The following is a 23,194-nucleotide window of genomic DNA, read 5'->3' as shown; positions in this document are numbered from 1 at the left end:
CGTTTACTCTCCAATCTCTGCGTTTGTTTGCTGGCTTAACGGCGATAACGTCAGCGCTTTACTGAGTTCGCCCGAACGGTACAACCATTCAATGGCGGCCAACCGATATTGTGTTTGCAGCGCTATCCCTGCAAATTGGCTATCGAGCTGCTGTTGCACAGCGGTGAGGTAGTCGGTGGTGGATAGGTCACCGGCGAGCCAGGATTGTTCAATCACCTGCATCGACTCATCCTGCCGAGATTGAAAGTCTCTTTGCCAGCTTTGCCACTGTTTTTTCACAAAACGATAATTGTTAAGAGACGATTTCAGTGCTGCTTGCCATTGTTGCCTTAGTGCAATCAAACGTTTTTCTTCAGCAACAGCTTCGCTATTGGCTGCGCGCACCGCATCGCTGTAGTTATTGCGAACCTGTAGTGGAATGCTGAATGATAAGCCAATTACTGTTTCGTTATCGCTCTCGCCCGCTTCGACGCCTACGGTTGGGTTGGCGGTGGTTAACGAGCGTTTCCAGTCGACATCGGCGCGCTTTAATTGCCATTGCAGGTAAGCGGCTTTTAACGCTGGATGTTGTTGCCAACGAGCCGTTAACGCAGGTTCAACGTTAAATAGCTCCTCATTAATGGAGAGTTGACCGACATCAGACGTTGTTAGCAGAGCGTTTAACTCTGCTTCAGCGGATTGCAGTTGTTGATAAGCCGCTGCCGTTTGTTGCAGTTGCCGACTTAGCGCGAGTACCGTCAGTTGTTCGTCGACGGCACCTAAGTCACCGGCTTTACGTCGTTCGGCAACCAGGCTTATCGCCTGTTTAACGATTTTCTCTTGCTGCTCAGCCAGTGCGTAACGCTGTTTTGCGTCCAGCCATTGCACATAGGCATTCAACAAAGTTTTAGCATGCGATGTCGCCGACTGGCGATAAATACTCACTGCCATAGCCGTCATGGCGTCACTCTGACTGGCCCTTGCTTCATTGCGAGTGCTCCAGTCCAGCGTCTGGCTTAGACCAACAGCGTAATTATTGATGTCACCCTCGCGCTCTAAGCGTGACGATAAGCTAGGGTTGTACAAAGGCTGATTTAATTGTTTGCCCTGTTGGATCAGCGCTTCAGCCTGCTGTTGAGCGGCTTCAACACTGGGGTGTTGCTGCACAGTTTTTTGCCATTGCTCGGGCAACTGTTGTGCATTGGCGTAGCTTGAACTTATTGCCAGACTTACGGCAACAAACAAGCGTTTGCTATGTGTCGAAAACGGACCCATAGATAGACTCCTCAGTCATATTACTGCGTAAAATAATGATTTCTTGCGCTGCTAACGCAGCTTATTAGGCAGTTATGAGGAGATGGGAGGCCGGAACAGCGGAGATGATAGAGGGTTAGTGTAAAACTCAGTATACCCAGGACGTATTGTGCCCATTCGTGGTAACGCGAGAGTTTTTTCAGCCTTCATGGCATATAAATGAAATGAACCATGGCAGTGACAGCAATGATGGCAGTCAAAGCTGATTTCGCCACTTTTAGGTAGGTTTCGCTTATCGATGTGCGATTCGTCATGCTCAAAATTGAGGTGTTGCTCAGAAGATGACTGGTGAGATTGATGCACGTCAGCAACCGACTGACTGATTTGAGTCAGAACGGCAGCAATCACTAGTAATAAAAATCCCAGTCTAAGCATTTCAAACCTTAGCCATTTACATTAACAAGGTTAGAATACCGTGTTCAATTTCAAGCTGCAACTGTGTCTGCCGGAGTGATGTAAAGACAACAATCGGAGCTTGAAGTCAGAACCCGATAGACCAGTTAGAGAGAAGTAAACACATTCTTGTTGGTCCTTTTTTAGGTCTGGGATTAAATTTTCCATGACATAATAGGTTTTACCTTCACCCCATTCCCCGTTAGGTCTAACGAGCGGGGAAGGATGTGTCTTCCAGTAACTTTAAAATCTGTCTAGAAAGCTGATGCATTATTTAGCGTCCCGAGTGAATGATAGCTAGTGTGCTCTTCGAAGTGATGTGTAAGCAAAGTGTGCCTATTCAAGGCATTCGATTGAGAAAGAGCATCGATGAATGCGTTTCGATCGCCAATTAAAACAACCTGTTTTTTTGCTCTCGTGATTGCAGTGTAAAGCATGTGTCTATCCAAATTTCGACTCTGCTTAACAATCACTACAACCCGATCAAATTGACTACCTTGCGACTTGTGTACAGTCAATGCGTAGGCAAAGTCCAGAGAGCAAAGCTTGGAGGCAGGGAGGTTCACGATTCGTCCTGTAAAATCAATAATGACCTCATTTCCTTTTTGTTCAATAACTTTTCCAATCGACCCATTACGAATATCGCGCTCATAGTCGTTCACAGTGCACATGACCAATTCACCAATACGTAAGGCGCTACCTAATATGGTGTGATTAAAATAGCCGAAGTCGGATGAACTAAAGGACATCGACTCCCCTTTGGCGAGAGAGTCATGAACAAGCAAATTCAAGGCGTCAACACCTCCTATCTGGTGTTTAACCGGGGAAACCATTGCAACTTCATTGGAAGTTCCATTCCCTCCTAATGCTTGATAAACCTCAAGGGCTCGGGTGTTTAACTCTGACTCATTGCACTCAATAAAGCTAACGCCATCTTTTAATCCTTTGTACGGTTCAAATTTAATTTCACCTGGAACTTGAGGATAACGTCTTATCGCCATTGCAACTGCCGGTATTCCAGACTCCTTAGTTTGCCTTTGAATTGCAGTTAGTTGGGGATGGGGTAGTGGCAACTTAACCAGAGTATGCAACCCTAAGCCAACCCCCACCGGAGGTAATTGTTCTTCATCACCAGTGAGAATAATACGCCCCTTGTTTGGAAACCGTTTTAAAATCTTAAGCAATGACAAAATATCGACCATTGAGGCTTCATCGACAATTATTACTGCATCATCCGATATCTCTTCCTGCTCTAAAGCAAGCACAAATTTCGCTATAGTCATTGCCTCTCGGCCAGTAGCCTCGGTAATTCGCTGTGCAGCCTTTCCAGCCAATGCGAGTAGGATGACCTGGCTTGTGTAGCCTAAAGCCTCCAGAGATGAGCATATAGCCGCTATTACGGTTGTCTTACCACAACCGGCACCACCTGTTAGAAGAGTGAAAGAGTGCTTGCAGCACTGGAATACGGCATTCGTTTGTTCGTCCGTTAATTTAATCCCACTATTCTTCTCGTAGTATTCAATTGCGTGACTAAGGTCTTTATCTAAAGTGTCTGAAACAACTCTGATTTGTGATTTTGTAATGATGTCAGCGACAGTAGCTTCAACAATTGCCATACTCTTAACTTGTGCAAAGTCACCAATGATTACTATTTCATCGTGTGCTCTCGCGACCTCTATCGCTTGAGCCGCGTCTAGTGGTTGAGGCAAAGTCCGTTTTAATCGATATCTAAGTTCGTTGACCGGAAGGCACGTATGCCCACTATTAAAGGCTTTAAATAACACCTCTTTGGTATACGCTATGAGTCTTTGGGGTGAATCTGGTGCCATCCCTAACCGGTCGATTGCGTAGCCATCGATCATGTGCATGTCGGCCATAAATGCAGTAAGAAAATACGGGTTTTTCTTTATTTGCTCATAGGCATTGCTCTTCCAGATTTCTAATACTGACTCCCCGACACGGGGCGGCACACCTAATTCATCGAGAAGCTGCAACGTCCCAAGCTGTTCGTATTCTCTTAAGCCAGTAATGATACGTTCCGCTACATTTCGACCGACGACGGGTAGTAAACGCTCAATATCTCCCTCAACTGCGATCTTTATTAACCCGTCTCCAAAACACTCAACAAGCTTTTCTGCTTTGAGGTCGCTAATTCCTTTGAAGTCACTGGATTGCGCGAGAAGCTTCGCTAGGTTCTCGTTTTTTGCTTTTTCAAACGTGAGGGACTCTGCTTCAATTACGCGCTCATTCGCTGTCGTACCGTCTTTCCAAATTATGGTTTCATCTTTGACAGCGCCTTTGACGCGCCAGATATGCCTATCTTTGAATAGACTGGGGGAGCGAGCTATTTTCCAATCAGCTTTAACGACATATCTTTTGGGCCTGGCCTCCAAGGTAGCCGCAGAAAAAATAACCCCACCAAAGGGACCTCTGTTACGAACCTTTCTAATTTGCAGGAGACCTTCAAACATTTCGTTAAAGTCTCCCAGTGGCCATGAGGTAGTCCTCTATTGCCTTCAAGTGCTTGAGCTTCTCGTTAGCCTCTTTCAAGTCCCTTGTAACGTCGTATAGTTGTGCCTGTAACGATGCATTTTGTTGCTGTTGAGAACTCATAAGTTTCGAGTCTTTGCTAGCGATTTTCAAAGCAGTCTCGTGCTGCCGCTTTTCGGTTCCTGAACGAGAGTCGGTGACGAGTATGCCTTTCTTTACAAGTTTTCGTTTTATTAGGTTATAAAGCCTAAGGATCTTGGTATTCCCTGTAATCCTTTTGCGGTCAAATTCGCATTCTCTTGCAATTCGTTTTTTGTTCAAATCAAGCTTGTCTGGCAGGACATAATCGTCCCAATCATTTTCAATGCAGTGCAATTGCACAAAGGCTCTGAAGGTTTGATAATTTTTTTCAGCCTGGGGATTAGCCACCTTAGACCTCTCTATGTTTTTTCAGTCGCTGAGTGTATACAAATTGAGGGTCTATATTGTGGTCTTCTAACATTTGGTAGCAGTCGTTAAGCCGTAACTGCAACTTCTCAACTTGATTCTTTAAGTCTTCAATTTGTTTATTCTTACTTGCAAGCTTCTGCTTCATTCCGTCAGCTGGAGCAGGGCCTGTATTTGGCTCGGTGGATTGGTACCCTTTAAGTATTTCTTTCACCTCTCTGTACCGCTTCATGTATTTCTTACTGCGATTAAGCGTCATTCTGCTGACACCTAGGTTATCGACAAAATACTGGTGACCAAACTCACCTTTAAATTCTGGGTTTTCGGCAAACCACTGCAAGGACGATAACGCTTTAGATTCCCAATTTCTGTTAGCCATCTACATCGCCTCCGGGTCATACACTTGAACGACGTCTATTCTTTGGTTCTTCTTCCCATTCCAGTTTTCATAGGACTTTAAAGCATTCTCACATCCTTTTACCGTGTCAATGCAAAACTTAATATGCTGATCTAGAGGTTCTTCTGTATTGAGTTTTTCAGTTAATTCGCGGTAATTTGGAATTAGTGCGGCAAGCTGATTTTCGTAGTGAGTTTTTGTATTTAAGATGTTTTGCTTTGCTTCTAAATCGTCCGGGTCGATACCAAAATGTTCGCACCCTTCACCTGTATCTCCCCTTAGGCACATCATACCTTTTTCGCAAGGACTTACGTCTAGGTCTCTCTTGCATGTACCCCACGGAGTATAGTGAATCACCGACATTGTATGGTTTAGAACCCAATCTATCTCGCCTTCAGGGACATCGTTATCGCGCATACGCTTTATTCGTCGGCCAAGGGCATCATCTGGTGGGGTCTGGCTCAAATAGCGCTCACGAATGGTTTCAGCGCGTTCTTTTGATGTTCGATGATCATAATGTCGACCTTGTCCCGGTGTTCGGCCCATGAACAGGTCAATCATCATTTCATTTTTCCCTGAACGCTTAAGCGCAGTCGTGAGCCAATGACGAAATTTATGGGTCTTTAGCGACACTACGTTTCCGTCTCGATCCCTTATATCGTATCGCTCGAAAACTGTTTTATTCCTCGATGTTTTATCGTTTGTTATCCAACTCGTAAACGACTTCGGTGTCATTGGGAGAGGGATGAATCCATGACCTGAGGATTGGCTCTTAAATGTTTCGTCTTTTACTATAAAGAGCAGTTGACTAAACGAGACGGATGCGGAGAAGCTGCTTGACGAATAGCTCCCGGATTCATTCTCATCAAGGTGGTTTTCTTGGTAGACTTTCTGTCGATAAGTTTGGTACTTCTGAAACGCTATTGATGCAATTTCTTTTTTGCTGTAGACGGTGTGTAGCGTTGTATTTCTTGAATTTTGGCCTTTATATTTAATCCGACCTACTTCAGCTGCTTTGTAGTTAGTTCTTAAGCTGCTGTAACTAAGTCCACTTGCGTGCAGTGCTTTAATATTCGGTCCGAATTCGCAACGTAACAAAAACAAGTCTGGATTGAAGCCTTTTTCTTCCAAGGCTTTGACCATTGGAACTGGTCGCGACTCCATCTTAAGAGCATCAATAAAAGCCAAAGGCCCATTCAACTCGACACTTTTAGCAAATAAACGGTGCTCCTCAGTCAGCTCTAGTATCCGCTTGTAAGATTTTAAAATAACATCTTCCCACATGCGTGGTACCGGGCGAGGGCTAGGTAGTTCGCCTTTTTCCGTTAAAACTTTAAGGTAGTATTTCTCGTTAATTTCGTCATATTGGAGGCAATCTTCTGTAAGTCTACATAATTCACCTATGCGTAATCCGAATGCCATCAAAAATGGAACCGCAAGGAGCCTGATTTCATCGTAACCCTCTTTAGGCTCTGGATTGGAGCAAATCTCTCCATTTTCAAGCTGGATTTTAAAATTGTCAAACTTGGCTTTGACCAGTCCTAGATACCTATCTATATCTTGCTCATACTTTCTATCTCGGCGGTTTTCGTATTCACTTGTTGTAACGTCAGTTTGCTCTCTGGAAGGGTTGTTCATATTAATTTTTGGGTTAAATCGCGGCACAATTTTGAATGGAATCAACAAGTTTTTTGCAATGGACACCATGGTTTTATAGCGCTCGAATGGGCCACGCCGTTGAAATTTAGACTCAAGAAGCGGGATGGTTGCATCCAGAGTAGATTGGTCAAAGTTAATAAGTGATTCATTACTATATGACAAAGAGTCAGCTAACCACGATAAGGCTCCAATCTCTGAGGCAATAGACTTCCTATTCTTGCCCTTCTTTAAGCCCTTTAGAGCCCACAGTCGCATTATAATTGCCCAGACACCGTTTACAGGCTCTCTATCGGATTTTTTACTTTTTCCAGTAATTAAATTTCCATTTACGTCGACCGGCTTTGTGAAATAGATACTACCATTTTGGTATCGCCATACGTTATCTGACCATACACCCAATAGAGGATCTTTTCGGCGTAAAGCTTCGAACTCTTCTTGGGCATTATTTTCCAGTTCACCTAATCGTAATATAACATCTCGTAAACGCTTATTTTCACGAATCTTACCGAGGTTCTCGACACTACTCATGAGTCCGATTCCTTATTCAACAACTTTTGGGCCTCACAGATCTCGATGGCCCCTTGTAGCGCTTCATTTAATTGATGCTTTACGGGCCCAGATGAATGTTGTTGGACGAACTCTCTCTCTGCTTCGATAACTTTTAATTGGGCTTGGTGGTCTGCATTTTTAAACGGCCTGAATTTTCCGCATCCATAGCAACTAACAGTAGGATGAAACTCACAGCTGGCCTGTTTTAAACATTTCCCAAGACTTGCAATTGAGCTCGTCCGAATCAGCCTTCCTCCGACGGAACTGTCGTTTTCATCAATAAGGAATCCTTTCCATCGCATGACGGCATTTTCTAGCACTATTGAAGAGTCAAATGTGTCATCAATAAAATCAATTAAGTCTCTATTGTAACGAAAGTAATGTTGAACTGAGTCAGTGGAGCCGTGATCTAAAGCGATAGCGACCTCTTCTGGGGTTTTCCCCTCAAGAACCATACGAGTACCCAAGGTATACCTGAACCGGTAACATGAAATTCTCAGTAGCGTGGGGCCGCCGTTATCATCCTTTACGTGTCTTGAAAATATGTTTAATCGCTTGCCTAATGAAATGAATTTATGAGTTAACGCATTCGAATTTTTATGCCATGCATATTCTGTTAACTTATCATCTACGATTAACTCCTTGTCGACTTGCTCTCTTTTAAACAGGGGACGAGGAAGTGGGGTGCCTTTAGGATGAGTTAGTGACCTAACGGCATCCTGCTTGATTAGTTCACCAATCTCATTTGCCAGATCATCTGATAACTCCCGAAGCACGAAGTTATTTTGATTTCGGCGAAGCTGGGATACTTTCCCTTTTACGCGAGGGATATTGATATACCAACCCAGCTTAGAGGTGTCATAATAAATGTCTGATTCACGCAACAGCGCGAGTTGAATAGGGCGTAAACCAAACTGCATTGCTAACTTTATCATGACCCGTTCATGGATAGTTACGTCATCATTTTGCAATGCCTGCGTGATCTCTCCTATTTCTGATCGTGTAAAAGGCCCGTATTCATGATCCAGGAGAGATACACGCGCTTTCTGGCCATGATTTTTAATTTTTGTTTCAGCAAGTTTAAACACAAGGGTCTCGTCAAAACCCCAATAGCAGTTTTCAATAGCGTAATTAGCAAACGCGCGAATAGACAGCCAGACCCTTTGATTGTCTTTGTTTTCTAATATCAGCCTGGATAATTGAGAAGCGATCTCCTTAGCAAATACTGCCTCATTATTTAGCGCTTCATCAGAAAGTGAAACGTGTTGAAGTGTAGAAAGACCCTCACATAAGTGGTTGATCATGGATGGACTGCGGGAGATAGCTGTGTCGACCCAGCATTGTATGGCAATATAACTTAAATAGGCATATTTCGAGTACGTATCGCTCAGTCTATAATTGCTCGTATTGCTGCCTAAATTAATTAGTCGGACTGTTTTTTTTAAACGCCCGTCTGACTTCCGAAGCTTGACCTTTTGACCAAAAAAAGTCTCTATCTCGAAAGGAAGTGGTTCGTAATCATGATTTAAGCGCTTTGCTTCCTCGTATAAGTATTCATAACAATCTACGCTCTCATGTGCTAGATAAAGTGTGTTTGCATGCGCCATCCACAGGCCCCTTATTAGTATCTTTATCGGCTAAATATTCGTTTATCTTTCTCATTAGATGAGCGTTAGTGTAGCGCTTAGGCATCGAGCTTGTGCCAGTCCATCCCCCCCAAGTTGTAAGAGTATCTTGCATGTCACCAGCTTTAATCATAGGAGAGTTGCTGTTCGCATATTTATTGTCAACCGACTCTCGCAATTCATTCATTCTTGCTACGCGAAAGCGATGGGGTGTTATAACACCAGCTAATCCTTTGGTCCTATTAAAGATTGTTTCGACCACATACTCAAGGCCTGAAGTTGTCATTGCGCCGCCGTCGTGCTCACTCACAAAAAGATAATCTGTCAATTGTCCTTTATAAGGCTTGCGAAGCTTTGGCCGGTGATCTTCAACGTATTCCACGATTAAATCACGTAATCCAGGACTGATAGGGAGTTCGCGGTTTCGTGTTTTGTGAGATGCACCGTCTCGACGATGTCGTTTTAAGTTGTTTCCCGCGGCGGACTGTTGAATAACGACCGTGGCATTATGAGTTAATTTTAAGTCCAGGTCGTTATTCCTTAGCAAAACCAACTCAGAAGCCCTACAGCCAAGTTCAATTAAAAGCAATATAAGGCATGCATTTCTAACTTGAAGGCTCTTACGGAAGGGGTTTACGTCGTTTTTGATGTCGTCGCTTGAGGGGCGGATCACAAGCTTGATTATTTCAATTTCAGCTGGTGAAAGAGGAGTAGTCTGGTGGGTTTGGTTTTCTACATCCCCAGTTGAATATTTCTTCTTCTTGAGTAGAGCGTCCAGCTTATCCACTCTCTTCTGATGAATATCTGCCATTTCAATATTCTCTACACGGGCTATATAACGTGAGTAGTGAAATCTTAAAAAGGATCGAATGGAGTCCAACCTGCGATTAAACGTGGAGGGAGCGATCAAAATATGGTCTTCAATGTTATGGTTAAAGTTGAGTAACAGAAAACTTGTGAGTTGATTCACTTGCCTTGAAGACAGTGTTTTTAACCGTGCAGCATCAGAAAAGAAATCGCTATATTCAGTGCTTATGAACTCATAAAACACGCAAAGATCGCGTGCTCTAGCTTCTACCGTATTGAACTTCCCGGAAAGCCATAAATCCCACACCCATAACGCTGAACTAGGCTCGGGGACGCTAAAATTATTTTTATCGATCAGCAATGGTAGCCTCTGATCGTTGTACTGCGGGTGAGGTAAGCTTAGAACTGAATAACGCATCGAAATGTTACACTTGAAACTAAGGTAAGATATTCAGAGTATAGTCAGTAAAAAAGGGGCGTCAAGCGCCCCTTTGTAACTTATTGATTTAGTTAGAATAACGGAAAGTTATCCACAACAATGTTACACTTTGAAAAACACAGGTCCTATATTTTACACGCACCGCCGGCACAATCGTCATCTTCTTCAGTGACGTCTACCGTTGCTTGCTGGTTCTCTTGTTCGCGTTGCTTGGCGTCAATCTTGTCGCGTAAGTCCACCTGGTTATCTGAGGCGCCGTCACGCGTGTTGTGGTAATACAAGGTTTTCACGCCGAGTTTGTAGGCATAAAGCAAGTCTTGCAGCAACTGCTTCATGGAAACCTTACCGCTTTCAAATTTACTCGGGTCATAATTGGTATTCGCCGAAATGGTTTGGTCGACGAATTTCTGCATGATGCCGACCAGTTCCAGATAGCCTTTGTTATTTGGAATCGTCCACAGCAACTCATAAGCGTCTTTCAGATTTTCGTAATCTGGCACCACTTGCTTGGTAACACCATCTTTGGATGCTTTGATACTGATATGGCCCCGTGGCGGTTCAATACCGTTGGTCGCATTCGAGATCTGCGATGACGTCTCAGACGGCATTAATGCGGACAGGGTAGAGTTACGCATGCCGTACTTTTTCACATCTGCGCGTAATTGATCCCAGTCTAGTTGCAAAGCTTCGGTACACACCGCATCCAGATCTTTCTTGTAGGTATCAATCGGCATGATACCTTGCGAGTAAGTGGTCTCGTTAAACTTCGGACAGGCGCCGCGCTCTTTGGCCAGGTTTACCGAGGCTTTCATCAGATAATACTGGATAGCTTCGAAGGTACGGTGAACCAGCCCATTGGCAGAACCATCGGAATAACGTACGCCATTTTTCGCCAGATAGTAGGCAAAGTTAATGACGCCGATTCCTAACGTGCGACGGCCCATGGTCGCATTGCGTGCTGCTGGTACCGGATACTCCTGGTAGTTCAGCAGGTTATCAAGAGCGCGCACTGCCAGGTCAGCCATTTCCTCCAGATCATCAAGGGTATTTATTGCGCCAAGGTTAAAGGCTGACAGCGTACAGAGGGCAATTTCACCTTCTTCGTCATTAACATGAGCCAGCGGCTTGGTTGGCAGCGCAATTTCCAGGCACAGGTTACTCTGGCGAATGGGCGCGACTTTTGGATCGAATGGGCTGTGGGTGTTGCAATGGTCCACGTTCTGCAGGTAGATACGCCCGGTACTGGCGCGTTCTTGCATAAACAAACCAAATAACTCCAGCGCTTTAATACGCTTTTTGCGAATCGAGTCATCATTTTCATATTGCACGTACAAACGCTCAAATTCGGCCTGGTCTGCAAAGAAAGCATCGTACAGGCCCGGAGTGTCAGACGGGCTGAACAAGGTGATGTAATCGTCTTTAACCAGACGCGAGTACATCAGGCGGTTAAACTGCACGCCGTAATCAAGGTGACGAACCCGGTTCTCTTCAACCCCACGGTTGTTTTTCAGGACCAGAAGGCTTTCGACTTCAAGATGCCAAAGCGGATAAAACAAGGTTGCTGCACCACCGCGCACACCGCCCTGCGAACAGCTTTTAACTGCCGTCTGAAAGTATTTATAGAACGGAATACAGCCAGTGTGGAAAGCTTCACCACCGCGGATAGGGCTGCCTAGAGCGCGAATACGACCGGCGTTGATACCTATACCGGCGCGTTGTGATACATACTTAACGATGGCACTTGCGGTGGCATTAATTGAATCAAGGCTATCACCAGCTTCAATCAGTACGCAGGAGCTGAACTGACGGGTCGGGGTACGAACACCCGACATAATAGGTGTCGGCAATGAAATTTTAAATAGTGATGTCGCATCATAAAAGCGCTTCACGTAATCCAGTCGGGTATCTTTGGGATAGTCCGCAAACAAGCAGGCGGCGACGAGTACATACAAGAACTGCGCGCTCTCGTAAATCTCACCGGTCACCCGATTCTGCACCAGATACTTGCCCTCAAGCTGTTTTACCGCAGCATAAGAGAAGTTGAGGTCCCGTGAATGGTCCATGAATTCGTTCATCTGCTCGAATTCTTCCTTGCTGTAATCGTTCAGCAGGTGTTCATCGTAGCGCCCGTTGTTGACCATTGAAGTTACCTGGTCATACAGGTGAGGCGGCTCGAACTTGCCGTAAGCGAGTTTACGCAGATGGAAAATAGCGAGGCGCGCGGCCAGGTACTGGTAATCCGGTGCATCTTCAGAGATTAAATCGGCAGCCGCTTTGATAATGGTTTCGTGGATGTCTTCGGTTTTGATGCCATCGTAGAATTGAATTCGTGACTTGATTTCGACTTCTGAGACCGAAACGTTATCGAGGCCTTCGGCAGCCCAGCTGATAACACGATGGATTTTATCCAGATCGAGCGGTTCCCGTTCACCACTACGCTTGGTAACAAAAAGCTTTTGATTCATGCGGCGCACCCACCAATTTTATCGTTATGTTTTTAGTTGCGAACCACAAGATATAGTGTTGAATAGGCATTCTGTGTGAAATTTACACAATATCTTGGGTTGGATTTGATAATCGTATGCTAGCACTTATCGCAAGGGGATCAAGCGTGTTTGCGTTAAAATTCCGAAGGAGATTTGTGACAGTTGCCAGGGCTTTCGCTAAAAGTCTTGCCGTTCTAAAGGTTTAGCAAATGCAAGGCAAAATAATTATTTTTAAATAACTTTTTGCTCTTTCAAACCTGATGTTAATAGAACAAAACTCTAAGCCTTAATTTTAAAGGCTTGCACAACATCTAGCGTTATAAAAACAGCGCGGCACTAGATGTGGTGATTGCGGAGGTGCTCGAGTAACTGCAGAGGTTGCTGGATTTCGTAGTCTGCTGCCCAGCTTTCTGGCTGCTCTTCAGCGCCAATATAACCGTAGCGCGCCAGTACGGTTCGCATACCCGCCGCACGCCCGGCCACAATATCGCGCTCCGCGTCACCGACATACCAGCACTCGTGTGCTGCAAACCCAAGCGCATCCGCGGCATGTAAGATGGGGTCGGGGTGGGGCTTGGCAACGGCTAAGGTGTCACCACTGACTCTGACCTGAATAGCTGCGAGTTCAGGGTAATAGGGCACAAGCTGCTCGGTTAAGTCTTTGGGTTTATTGGTGACAATGGCAACGGCAATTTGTGCTGTTGCCAGTTCACCTAATAGCTCGGCAACACCGGGAAAGAGCGTGGTGTTCACGGCAATAGCATTCGCATAATGATCCAGAAATGCCTTACGTAATTCGCTTTTCCGAGTGTGAAATTCAGGCCCGTACGCGTGTTCAAGCAGACCGCGCGAACCATGTGAGGCTAACGCGCGAGCCACCTCAATGCCCAGCGGCGCGCGACCTTCGTCACCAAGCACGTTATTCAGCGCGGCGCCCATGTCGGCGGCGGTATCGAGTAAGGTACCATCCAAGTCAAAAAGAACTGCTTTTACTTTACTCATTGGCAAGCTCAAGCGTCTTTGGATAAGGCAACAATGTAATTGACGTCAACATTACTGTCGTCGAGGTAGAACCCTCGCCATGGCAAATAATGAATGCCGGTAATTGCTTTTGCGCTTGCCCCCACTGCATCGGTGACCCGCAGTAACTCCGCCGGCTGAATGAACTTAGCGTGCTCGTGTGTACCCTTAGGCACCCAGCGCAGCACATATTCAGCGGCGACAATACCGAGTAACCAGGATTTAAAATTACGGTTGAGCGTCGAAAACACCAGCGTACCACCGGGTTTAACCAACTTCGCGGCCGCTTCGACGATACTCGCGGGGGCGGGCACGTGCTCGAGCATTTCCAGACAGGTTACGACATCGAATTCACCGGCATGCTGAGCGGCAAAGTCTTCCGCCGCGATACATTGATAATCGATGTCGAGTTTGCTTTCCAGAGCATGCAGTCGTGCCACTTGCAATGATTGTTCAGCTAAATCTATTCCGGTGACCTTAGCGCCGGCTTGCGCGAGCGCCTCAGTCACCAGTCCGCCACCGCAACCGATGTCCAGTACACGTTTACCGAATACGCCGTCGCTCTGGCGTTGAATAAAATCAACACGCAGTGGATTAATTTGGTGAAGCGGTTTAAATTCGCCATCGGGATCCCACCATCTTGAGGCGAGGGCACCAAACTTTTCAATTTCCTTTGGGTCGACATTATTAGATTGCTGCATAGTACTTCTGCTTAGTTGAAAAACTCGGTACAGTGTACTGGAGCTCTCGAATTAAAAAAAGTCGAGGTAAAGCACACGACGGCTAAAAAGCGTCGGAAAAAGGATGCGAGAGGGCAGCGCTAAGGGTACAATGCTGCTACTAAGACAATTATAAGAAAGATTGAGCGTTTAGGGATATAACTATGAGTGATCTCGCCAGAGAAGTCGTTCCGGTCAATATCGAAGATGAACTGAAAAGTTCGTATCTCGACTATGCAATGAGCGTCATTGTTGGCCGTGCACTACCAGATGTGCGCGATGGGTTAAAACCGGTTCATCGCCGGGTATTATTTGCGATGAACGAATTGCGCAACGATTTCAACAAGCCGTATAAAAAGTCAGCCCGTATCGTCGGTGATGTTATTGGTAAATACCATCCGCACGGTGATAGTGCGGTCTACGACACTATCGTCCGGATGGCACAGCCGTTTTCATTGCGCTACATGTTGGTTGATGGTCAGGGTAACTTTGGTTCCGTCGACGGTGACTCCGCCGCCGCCATGCGTTATACCGAAATTCGGATGGCAAAAATCGCCAGTGAATTGCTCTCTGACTTAGATAAAGAAACCGTCGACTTTGTGCCTAACTACGACGGCACCGAGCAAATTCCAGATGTCCTGCCAACCCGTGTGCCTAACCTTCTGGTGAATGGCTCTTCGGGTATTGCGGTAGGCATGGCGACGAATATACCGCCACATAATTTGGGTGAGGTTATCGATGGCTGCTTAGCCATGATCGAGCGCCCTGATATTACTATCGATGAACTCATGGAATTTATTCCAGGCCCGGATTTTCCAACCGCGGCTTCAATTTCCGGCCGCGCCGGCATCGTTGAAGCTTACCGCACGGGCCGTGGCCGCATTCACCTGCGCGCTAAAGCAGAAATTGAAACGGATTCGAATGGCCGCGAAGCCATCATCGTCAACGAAATTCCTTACCAGGTTAACAAAGCGAAGTTGATTGAAAAAATCGCTGAGTTGGTTAAAGAAAAACGCCTTGAAGGTATCAGCGGTTTACGCGATGAGTCTGATAAAGATGGCATGCGCATCGTTATTGAGCTGAAACGTGGCGAAGTTGGCGAAGTGGTACTGAATCACTTGTATGCGAATACGCAGATGCAAGTGGTCTTTGGTATCAACATGGTTGCACTGGATAAAAACCAGCCGCGCCTGTTCAATCTGCGTGACATGATCGATTGCTTTATTTTGCATCGTCGTGAAGTGGTGACGCGTCGCTCGGTATACGAATTGCGTAAAGCCCGTGAACGGGCTCATATCCTTGAAGGCTTAGCTATTGCTCTGGCTAACATTGATGATGTCATTGAATTAATTCGCCGCTCGCAAACTGCAGCGGAAGCAAAAGCTGGTTTAGTCAGCCGCGCCTGGATCTTAGGTGACGTGGCCAACATGCTCGAACGCGCAGGCGTTGATGCTGCGCGGCCAGACCACCTGGCGCCGGAGTATGGTATTCGTGACGGTCAGTACCACCTGACTGAAGAACAGGCACAGGCAATTCTTGATTTGCGTTTGCACAAGCTGACCGGGCTTGAACATGAGAAAATTCTTGAAGAATACAAGAATTTGCTTGGCCAGATTGAAGAGTTATTGCTGATTCTGAATAGTTCAGAGCGGCTGATGGAAGTCATCCGTGAAGAGCTGGAAAAAATCAAAGCAGAATATGGTGATGTGCGCCGCACTGAAATTACCGCAGCGGCTCATGACATCTCCATGGAAGACCTGATTAACGAAGAAGATGTTGTGGTGACCTTGTCGCACCACGGTTATGTGAAGTATCAGCCATTGACTGAGTACGAAGCACAACGCCGTGGCGGTAAGGGTAAAGCAGCAACGAAGATGAAGGATGAAGACTTCATCGAACGCTTATGGGTAGCGAATACCCACGACACTATTTTGTGCTTCTCGACCCGTGGCCGGATTTACTGGATGAAAGTGTACCAGTTGCCGTTAGCAAGCCGTGCATCCCGCGGCCGGCCTATCGTCAACCTGTTGCCGTTGGAAGCGGATGAGCGGATTACCGCAATTCTGCCAACCCGTGATTACCCGGAAGACAAGTTTATTCTGATGGCGACCAAGCACGGCACCGTCAAGAAAACCCCGATGGTGGATTACTCACGGCCGCGTAATGGCGGCATTATCGCGCTAAATCTGGTTGAAGGGGACGAGCTTATCGGGGTTGATATGACCTCTGCAGGCGACGAGGTCATGTTGTTCTCTGATGCTGGTAAAGTGGTCCGCTTCAGTGAAGACCAGGTACGTTCGATGGGCCGTACGGCCACAGGTGTTCGTGGTATCCGTCTGGCTGAAGGTCAGCGGGTTGTATCACTGATTGTACCGCGTAAGATCGAAGAAGAAGTTCCGACCATTCTTACGGTCACCGAGAACGGTTTTGGTAAACGTACACCGATTACTGACTATCCTGCGAAGAGCCGTGCCACTAAAGGCGTTGTCTCAATTAAAGTCAGTGAGCGTAACGGCTCCGTGGTTGGTGCGATGGAAGTTGTTGATACCAACCAGATCATGTTGATCAGTAACAAGGGTACGCTGGTGCGCACCCGTGTGAATGAAGTTTCAATTGTTGGCCGTAATACCCAGGGTGTACGTTTGATTCGCACCGCCGCTGATGAAAAAGTGGTCGGTATGCAGCGTATCGATGAGCTTGATGATGTCGAAGAACTTGAAGCAGCTGAGCTGGATGCAGCTGACTCTACTGAGAGCTCGACGGGTAACGATGGCGACAACGCAACGGATGTGAACGAGGAGTAATAAAGCATGATGACGGCCCCGTATAATTTCTCTGCTGGTCCAGCGATGTTACCGCGTGCGGTATTGGAACGTGCGCAAAAGGAGTTACGAAGTTGGCGGGGCAGCGGCACTTCGGTGATGGAAATCAGTCATCGTGATCCGGCATTTATGCAAATGGCAGCCAAAGCAGAACAAGACTTGCGTGATCTCATGGCTATTCCGGAGAACTATCAGGTCTTGTTTATGCACGGCGGCGGCCGTGGTCAGTTTAGCGCGGTACCGCAAAATATTGCCGGTCCCCATGCTACGGTCGATTATCTGAACAGTGGTATCTGGTCGGACTTTGCCATCCGCGAAGCACAAAAATATGTCGCTCAGGTAAACGTCGTTGGCGGCGCCATTGATACCAAACGGGGTCGCGCTCTTGCTTCACCTGAGTCCTGGCAGTTAAGTGCCGACGCTGCCTACTTCCATTATTGTCCCAACGAGACCATGGACGGTGTCGCTCTGCATGACATCCCCGAAGCAGTTACCGCACCCGTCGTGGCTGATATGTCTTCGAATATCCTGTCTGAACCTCTGGCGGTAGAACGCTTTGGTGTTATCTATGCCGGAGCCCAGAAAAATATCGGACCGTCAGGTTTTGCTATTGCTATCGTTCGTGACGATCTGCTTGGCCGCGCTCAGAGCAATACCTCCACCATCATGGACTACACGGCGCAGGCCAAGGAGCGCTCGATGTACAATACGCCGAACACCTGGGCGTGGTACCTGTCCGGACTGGTCTTTGAATGGCTTAAAGAGCAGGGTGGCTTAGCAGCCATGGGGCAGGTGAATCAGCGCAAAGCGGACCTTTTGTATAACCTTATTGACAGTTCCGACTTCTATCGTAATCAGGTGCATCCTGACTTTCGTTCGAAAATGAACGTACCCTTTGTGCTTGCCGATGCGCAGCGCGATGGTGACTTCCTTAAAGCAGCAGAGCAACAAGGGCTGCTGGGCTTAAAGGGACATCGTTTTGTTGGTGGTATGCGGGCGAGTATCTATAACGCAATGCCGCTTGAGGGCGTGGTCGCACTGGTCGACTTTATGCGTGAATTTGAGCAAAAACACTCCTAATAAAAAGACACATAAATTATGTTTGATGCAAAACAGTTAGCTAACCAGGGCATACGTAATCTGCAGCCTTATCAGGCAGGTAAACCTATCGAAGAGCTTGAACGTGAACTCGGTATTCAGGGTATTGTTAAACTTGCGTCAAATGAGAATCCGCTGGGCCTGAGCTCAAAAGTGCGTGCGGCATTGCAGGAAACCCTAAGCGGTCTGGCACGCTATCCGGACGCAAATGGCTTTTACCTTAAGTCGAAACTAGCCAAAAAGTTCGGCCTTGATAGCGCGCAACTTACCCTTGGTAATGGCTCCAATGACGTGCTTGAGTTGGTGGCACGGACCTTTGTTAATGCTGAGCACGAAGTTATCTTTTCCCAACATGCTTTCGTCGTTTATCCGCTTGTTACCCAAGCGATAGGTGCTAAGGGGATCGCGGTACCGGCGAAAGATTATGGCCATGATCTGGATACCATGCTGGCTGCCATTACTGATAAAACACGGATGATCTTTGTCGCTAACCCGAATAACCCTACGGGTACCTTTTTAAGCAGCGAAGCGCTGCAGTCATTCATTAGTAAAGTGCCGGAAAATGTCTTGATCATTCTCGACGAGGCCTATTCTGAATATGTTGCGGAAGATGAGCGCGCACCATCGTTTGCATGGGTTGCAGAGTATCCTAATCTCATCGTTACCCGCACCTTCTCCAAAGCTTATGGGTTAGCGGGTCTGCGTGCCGGCTATGCGGTATCGCATCCTGACATCGCGGATTTAATGAATCGTGGTCGTCAGCCATTTAACATGAACAGTTTAAGTCTGCGCGCGGCGGAAGTTGCCCTCGATGATGAGGATTATCTGCAACAATCCGTTGCGGTAAACGCAGCAGGTATGGAGCAGCTGATTGCGTTTTGCGAATCAGCAGGCCTTAATTATATTCCGTCACACGGCAACTTCCTGACCATCGAAGTTGGCGATAATGCTGCCGAGCTTTATCAGCAGCTGTTGCACGAAGGGGTCATCGTGCGCCCGGTTGCAGGTTACGAATTGCCACGGCATTTACGGGTAAGTATCGGCCTGCCGGAAGAAAATGAAGCTTTCATCCGCGCCATGCGTAAGTTATTGGGCTAATCCCCGGGTGGCTAAGACGCTAACGCTTAAGGGCTTAACCAGCTGTCGTGGCACGGTTGATTTGCCAGGTTCGAAGAGCATTGCCAACCGTGCATTGCTGATGGCAGCGTTATGTGGCGGAGTTACTGAACTGCGCCACATGTTGCGCAGTGATGATACGCAGCGCATGCTTGAAGCCCTGCGCGCGCTTGGCGTGACCATCGAGGAGCTGAATGCGACCACAGTAAGGGTAACTGGCTGTGGTGGTGCCTGGCCGTTGCAGCCCGACGAGCTTTATCTGGGAAATGCCGGTACAGCCATGCGGCCGCTCACTGCGGTGCTGGCGGCAACGTCCGCAGCTCCGGTCTGCCTTACCGGTGATGCCCGCATGCAACAGCGGCCTATCGCTGATCTGGTAGCAGCACTGCTAGAAGGCGGTGCGGCTGTAGAGTACCAAAAGCAACAAGGTTTTCCGCCGCTGCAGATCAACAAACCTCTGCAAGGCGGCACCATCCACGTTGATGGTAGCGCTTCGAGCCAATACATTTCTGCATTGTTGATGGCATTACCTTTAGTTTCCGCACCGAGTCACCTCATTTTGACCGGTGAGGTGGTGTCCTGGCCTTACATTGAGCTCACTCTGGCAATGTTACGCGATTTTGGCATCAAGATTGAACAACACGAGCGCCAAGCCTTCACTATTAGCGGCGGACAGCGCTATAGCTCACCCACAACCTATTGGATTGAAGGGGATGCCAGCGCTGCAAGTTACTGGCTTGGAGCCGGGGTTCTGGGCGGTGGTCCCTTGCGTATCGAGGGTGTCGGACGTAAAAGCATTCAGGGCGATATCGGCTTTGTCGATTACCTGCGTAAGATGGGTGCCAGCGCCACGCTGCATGACGAATACATTGAGGTAAACGGGGGCGAATTAATTGGCATCGATGCCGATTTAAACGCCATCCCGGACGCAGCCATGACCTTTGCCACCTTAGCGTTGTTTGCCAAAGGCCGTACGGCGATTCGCAATGTTGCCAACTGGCGCATTAAAGAAACCGATCGACTGCATGCGATGGCGACCGAATTACGGAAAACCGGGGCACGGGTTGAAGAAGGTCATGACTACCTGATCATTGACCCTCCGGCACAGATAAAGCACGCCCAAATCGCGACCTACGATGACCACCGCCTGGCGATGTGCTTCTCGCTGCTTGGTTTCAGTGAGGCCGGGGTAACGATTGAAGACCCTGAGTGTTGTGCGAAAACCTACCCAAATTATTTCAGCGAACTACAACGCATTACCTAATAAAGGTGCAATTTTCTGCCAGATCCGTATAATTGCGGCGCTTTTAGTTGGTAGAGGATGTTATGACCGAATCGATTCCCGTAATAACGATTGATGGCCCTGGTGGGGCGGGTAAAGGCACAGTAAGCCGTATTCTGGCGGACCAACTGGGCTGGCACTTGCTCGATAGCGGCGCTATCTATCGGGTATTAGCTTTGGCGGCGTTGCATCATGACTTCGCCCCAGACGATGAAGAGAGTTTGGTCGCCTTAGCCAGCAACCTTGATGTTAAGTTTGAAGTTGAGAATGAAAAGTCCTTGACGCACATCATTCTTGAAGGCGAAGACGTGACCATGTCTATCCGTACTGAAGCGGTCGGTAATATGGCATCCAAAATCGCCGCCTTACCGCGCGTGCGCGAAGCCTTATTGCGCCGCCAGCGGGCCTTTCGCGAGTTACCTGGGCTGATCGCTGATGGCCGTGATATGGGTACTGTGGTGTTTCCAAATGCTGCGGCAAAGGTATTTCTTACCGCGACTGCTGAAGAACGGGCCGACCGGCGCCACAAACAATTGCTCGAGAAAGGTTTTACTGCTAAAATCGACCAATTAATCGCCGAAATCAAAGAACGTGATGAACGCGATATGAATCGCTCGGTTGCCCCATTGAAGGCTGCTGAGGATTCGCTGTATGTAGATTCAACAGATTTGAGCATTGACGAAGTCGTGGATCAAATCTTGCAGTTTGCCCATGGCAAGCTCACCAATACTGAGAAGGCAACCTCGTAATTGTTGCCAGCTTAGGGGTCTGTAGTAAGGATGCGAACAGATTGATTTTAACAACCCCATCTCACCGGATTGTTTGATGGATGTACTTAACTGAAGTAAGTCAACTCATATGTCAGAAAATTTTGCACAGCTGTTTGAAGAAAGCCTAAAAGAGGTCGAAACTCGCCCAGGTTCTATCGTAAAAGGTACTGTCGTTGCTATTAACCGTGACGTTGTCCTGGTTGACGCAGGCCTGAAATCTGAAAGTGCTATTCCAGTCGAGCAATTCCGCAATGCGGAAGGCGAAATTGAAATCAGCGTCGGCGACCAGGTCGATGTAGCTCTAGACGCAGTAGAAGACGGCTTCGGCGAGACAATCTTGTCACGCGAGAAAGCTAAGCGTCATGAAGCATGGTTACAACTGGAAAAAGCCTACGAAGACCAGGAAACTGTTACCGGTATCATTAGCGGTAAAGTTAAAGGTGGTTTCACAGTTGACCTTGGTGGCGTACGTGCGTTCTTACCAGGTTCTTTGGTAGACGTTCGTCCAGTTCGCGAAACTGCACACCTGGAAAATAAAGATTTAGAATTCAAAGTTATCAAGCTTGACCAGAAGCGTAACAACGTTGTGGTCTCACGCCGTGCTGTTATTGAAACTGAAAACAGTGCTGAGCGCGATGCATTGCTTGAAAATCTGCAAGAAGGCCAGGAAGTTCAGGGTATTGTTAAGAACCTGACTGATTACGGCGCGTTCGTTGATTTAGGCGGCGTCGATGGTCTGTTGCACATCACAGATATGGCTTGGAAGCGCGTTAAGCACCCAAGTGAAGTTGTGAACGTTGGTGACGAAATCACCGTTAAAGTATTGAAATTTGATCGTGAACGCACACGCGTATCACTAGGCTTGAAACAGCTTGGCGAAGATCCATGGTCAGATATCGCAGCGCGTTACCCAGAAGGGCACCGCCTTGAAGGTCGTGTGACTAACTTAACTGACTACGGTTGTTTCGTTGAAATCGAAGAAGGCGTAGAAGGTTTGGTTCACGTTTCAGAAATGGATTGGACCAACAAAAACGTTCACCCATCTAAGGTTGTAAACCTTGATGACGTGGTTGAAGTTATGGTTCTTGAAATTGACGAAGAACGTCGTCGCATTTCACTTGGCCTGAAACAATGTAAGCCTAACCCTTGGGAAGAGTTCGCTAAGAACTTCAACAAAGGTGAAAAAGTCAGCGGTAAGATCAAGTCAATTACTGACTTCGGTATCTTTATCGGTCTTGACGGCGGCATCGATGGTCTTGTTCACTTGTCAGATATCAGCTGGAACGCTCCAGGTGAAGAAGCTGTTCGTGAATTCAAGAAAGGCGAAGAAGTCACTGCTGTGGTCTTACAAGTCGACGCAGAGCGTGAGCGTATTTCTCTAGGTATCAAGCAACTAGAAGAAGATCCGTTCAACAATTATCTGGCGGCGAACAAAAAAGGTGCTATCGTTACTGGTAAGGTCATCGAAGTTGATGCCAAGGGCGCTAAAGTTGAACTGGCTGACAGCGTAGAAGGTTACGTCCGCGTAGCTGACATCTCACGTGACCGCATTGAAGATGCGAGCACTGTGTTGAAAGTAGGTGACGACATTGAAGCGCGCTTTATGGGCGTGGATCGTAAGAACCGTACGTTGAGCCTGTCGATTCGTGCGAAAGACGAAGTTGAAGAGAAAGAAGCCTTAGATTCTGTGAATACTAAGCAGCAAGACGATGCTGACTTTAGTAACGCAATGGCTGAAGCCTTCAAAGCGGCTAAGAACGACGACTAAGAACCTAAGCGTGC

16 protein-coding genes are annotated in these 23,194 nt (G+C 47.2%); 6 read left to right on the top strand and 10 right to left on the bottom strand.

The features are described 5' to 3' along the window. Positions 1 to 3: 3 nt before the first annotated feature. From CWI69_RS03910 to ubiG, 10 genes are all read right to left on the bottom strand, one after another. The gene (locus CWI69_RS03910; RefSeq protein WP_075610843.1) at positions 4 to 1,254 is read right to left on the bottom strand and encodes a TolC family protein; all 1,251 of its coding nucleotides are present in this window, start codon (positions 1,252 to 1,254) and stop codon (positions 4 to 6) included. 686 nt (positions 1,255 to 1,940) lie between these two features. Then, positions 1,941 to 4,157, bottom strand: coding sequence for an AAA family ATPase (locus tag CWI69_RS03905; protein ID WP_126762066.1), 2,217 nt, complete (start codon positions 4,155 to 4,157; stop codon positions 1,941 to 1,943). Positions 4,158 to 4,161: 4 nt separating this feature from the next. Then, positions 4,162 to 4,605, bottom strand: a complete 444-nt coding sequence (locus CWI69_RS03900; RefSeq protein ID WP_157984236.1) for a BglII/BstYI family type II restriction endonuclease — start codon at positions 4,603 to 4,605, stop codon at positions 4,162 to 4,164. Between the two features lies 1 nt (position 4,606). Next, a complete protein-coding gene (locus tag CWI69_RS03895) occupies positions 4,607 to 5,002 on the bottom strand; it encodes a hypothetical protein (RefSeq protein WP_126762062.1) in 396 nt (131 codons plus the stop codon). Then, positions 5,003 to 7,207 carry a hypothetical protein gene (locus CWI69_RS03890; RefSeq protein ID WP_126762060.1) on the bottom strand — a complete coding sequence of 735 codons (2,205 nt, stop codon included), beginning with the start codon at positions 7,205 to 7,207 and terminating at the stop codon, positions 5,003 to 5,005. Further along, positions 7,204 to 8,835: a site-specific integrase gene (locus CWI69_RS03885; RefSeq protein ID WP_126762058.1), complete on the bottom strand. Its 1,632-nt coding sequence runs from the start codon at positions 8,833 to 8,835 to the stop codon at positions 7,204 to 7,206. Before CWI69_RS03885 ends, CWI69_RS03890 begins: the two co-directional genes overlap by 4 nt. Further along, complete coding sequence (locus CWI69_RS03880) at positions 8,801 to 10,078, bottom strand: tyrosine-type recombinase/integrase (RefSeq protein WP_126762057.1); 1,278 nt, start codon at positions 10,076 to 10,078, stop codon at positions 8,801 to 8,803. Before CWI69_RS03880 ends, CWI69_RS03885 begins: the two co-directional genes overlap by 35 nt. A 146-nt stretch (positions 10,079 to 10,224) precedes the next feature. Beyond that, positions 10,225 to 12,564, bottom strand: a complete 2,340-nt coding sequence (gene nrdA / locus CWI69_RS03875; protein ID WP_126762055.1) for a class 1a ribonucleoside-diphosphate reductase subunit alpha — start codon at positions 12,562 to 12,564, stop codon at positions 10,225 to 10,227. 357 nt (positions 12,565 to 12,921) lie between these two features. Continuing rightward, on the bottom strand, positions 12,922 to 13,587 hold the full coding sequence (locus CWI69_RS03870; protein ID WP_126762053.1) for an HAD family hydrolase: 666 nt from the start codon (positions 13,585 to 13,587) through the stop codon (positions 12,922 to 12,924). 8 nt (positions 13,588 to 13,595) lie between these two features. Further along, complete coding sequence (gene ubiG / locus CWI69_RS03865; RefSeq protein WP_126762051.1) at positions 13,596 to 14,306, bottom strand: bifunctional 2-polyprenyl-6-hydroxyphenol methylase/3-demethylubiquinol 3-O-methyltransferase UbiG; 711 nt, start codon at positions 14,304 to 14,306, stop codon at positions 13,596 to 13,598. A gap of 182 nt (positions 14,307 to 14,488) precedes the next feature. Between ubiG and gyrA the strand changes: the two genes are divergently transcribed. The 6 genes from gyrA (at position 14,489) to rpsA (ending at position 23,180) form a co-directional block, all read left to right on the top strand. Then, positions 14,489 to 17,128: a DNA topoisomerase (ATP-hydrolyzing) subunit A gene (gene gyrA, locus CWI69_RS03860; protein WP_126762050.1), complete on the top strand. Its 2,640-nt coding sequence runs from the start codon at positions 14,489 to 14,491 to the stop codon at positions 17,126 to 17,128. 9 nt (positions 17,129 to 17,137) lie between these two features. Beyond that, positions 17,138 to 18,226 carry a 3-phosphoserine/phosphohydroxythreonine transaminase gene (gene serC, locus CWI69_RS03855; RefSeq protein WP_126762840.1) on the top strand — a complete coding sequence of 363 codons (1,089 nt, stop codon included), beginning with the start codon at positions 17,138 to 17,140 and terminating at the stop codon, positions 18,224 to 18,226. A gap of 18 nt (positions 18,227 to 18,244) precedes the next feature. After that, the gene (hisC, locus tag CWI69_RS03850; RefSeq protein WP_126762049.1) at positions 18,245 to 19,342 is read left to right on the top strand and encodes a histidinol-phosphate transaminase; all 1,098 of its coding nucleotides are present in this window, start codon (positions 18,245 to 18,247) and stop codon (positions 19,340 to 19,342) included. 7 nt (positions 19,343 to 19,349) lie between these two features. After that, positions 19,350 to 20,624: a 3-phosphoshikimate 1-carboxyvinyltransferase gene (gene aroA / locus CWI69_RS03845; protein WP_377094588.1), complete on the top strand. Its 1,275-nt coding sequence runs from the start codon at positions 19,350 to 19,352 to the stop codon at positions 20,622 to 20,624. 62 nt (positions 20,625 to 20,686) lie between these two features. Next, positions 20,687 to 21,391: a (d)CMP kinase gene (cmk, locus tag CWI69_RS03840; protein WP_126762045.1), complete on the top strand. Its 705-nt coding sequence runs from the start codon at positions 20,687 to 20,689 to the stop codon at positions 21,389 to 21,391. A gap of 109 nt (positions 21,392 to 21,500) precedes the next feature. Next, positions 21,501 to 23,180 (top strand): 30S ribosomal protein S1, encoded by a 1,680-nt coding sequence (rpsA, locus tag CWI69_RS03835; RefSeq protein WP_126762043.1) that lies wholly within the window; start codon positions 21,501 to 21,503, stop codon positions 23,178 to 23,180. Positions 23,181 to 23,194: the final 14 nt, after the last annotated feature.

The organism is Pseudidiomarina halophila (assembly GCF_003987215.1).
GTDB classification, from domain to species: domain Bacteria; phylum Pseudomonadota; class Gammaproteobacteria; order Enterobacterales; family Alteromonadaceae; genus Pseudidiomarina; species Pseudidiomarina halophila.
This window is presented reverse-complemented; position numbering and strand designations above follow the sequence as displayed.

Excerpts from the sequence above, each read along its gene's own strand:
- CWI69_RS03910 (WP_075610843.1), bottom strand. The coding sequence starts at position 1,254 with ATGGGTCCGTTTTCGACACATAGCAAACGCTTGTTTGTTGCCGTAAGT.
- CWI69_RS03905 (WP_126762066.1), bottom strand. The coding sequence starts at position 4,157 with ATGTTTGAAGGTCTCCTGCAAATTAGAAAGGTTCGTAACAGAGGTCCC.
- CWI69_RS03895 (WP_126762062.1), bottom strand. The coding sequence starts at position 5,002 with ATGGCTAACAGAAATTGGGAATCTAAAGCGTTATCGTCCTTGCAGTGG.
- CWI69_RS03890 (WP_126762060.1), bottom strand. The coding sequence starts at position 7,207 with ATGAGTAGTGTCGAGAACCTCGGTAAGATTCGTGAAAATAAGCGTTTA.
- CWI69_RS03885 (WP_126762058.1), bottom strand. The coding sequence starts at position 8,835 with ATGGCGCATGCAAACACACTTTATCTAGCACATGAGAGCGTAGATTGT.
- CWI69_RS03880 (WP_126762057.1), bottom strand. The coding sequence starts at position 10,078 with ATGCGTTATTCAGTTCTAAGCTTACCTCACCCGCAGTACAACGATCAG.
- nrdA (WP_126762055.1), bottom strand. The coding sequence starts at position 12,564 with ATGAATCAAAAGCTTTTTGTTACCAAGCGTAGTGGTGAACGGGAACCG.
- CWI69_RS03870 (WP_126762053.1), bottom strand. The coding sequence starts at position 13,587 with ATGAGTAAAGTAAAAGCAGTTCTTTTTGACTTGGATGGTACCTTACTC.
- ubiG (WP_126762051.1), bottom strand. The coding sequence starts at position 14,306 with ATGCAGCAATCTAATAATGTCGACCCAAAGGAAATTGAAAAGTTTGGT.
- gyrA (WP_126762050.1), top strand. The coding sequence starts at position 14,489 with ATGAGTGATCTCGCCAGAGAAGTCGTTCCGGTCAATATCGAAGATGAA.
- serC (WP_126762840.1), top strand. The coding sequence starts at position 17,138 with ATGACGGCCCCGTATAATTTCTCTGCTGGTCCAGCGATGTTACCGCGT.
- hisC (WP_126762049.1), top strand. The coding sequence starts at position 18,245 with ATGTTTGATGCAAAACAGTTAGCTAACCAGGGCATACGTAATCTGCAG.
- cmk (WP_126762045.1), top strand. The coding sequence starts at position 20,687 with ATGACCGAATCGATTCCCGTAATAACGATTGATGGCCCTGGTGGGGCG.
- rpsA (WP_126762043.1), top strand. The coding sequence starts at position 21,501 with ATGTCAGAAAATTTTGCACAGCTGTTTGAAGAAAGCCTAAAAGAGGTC.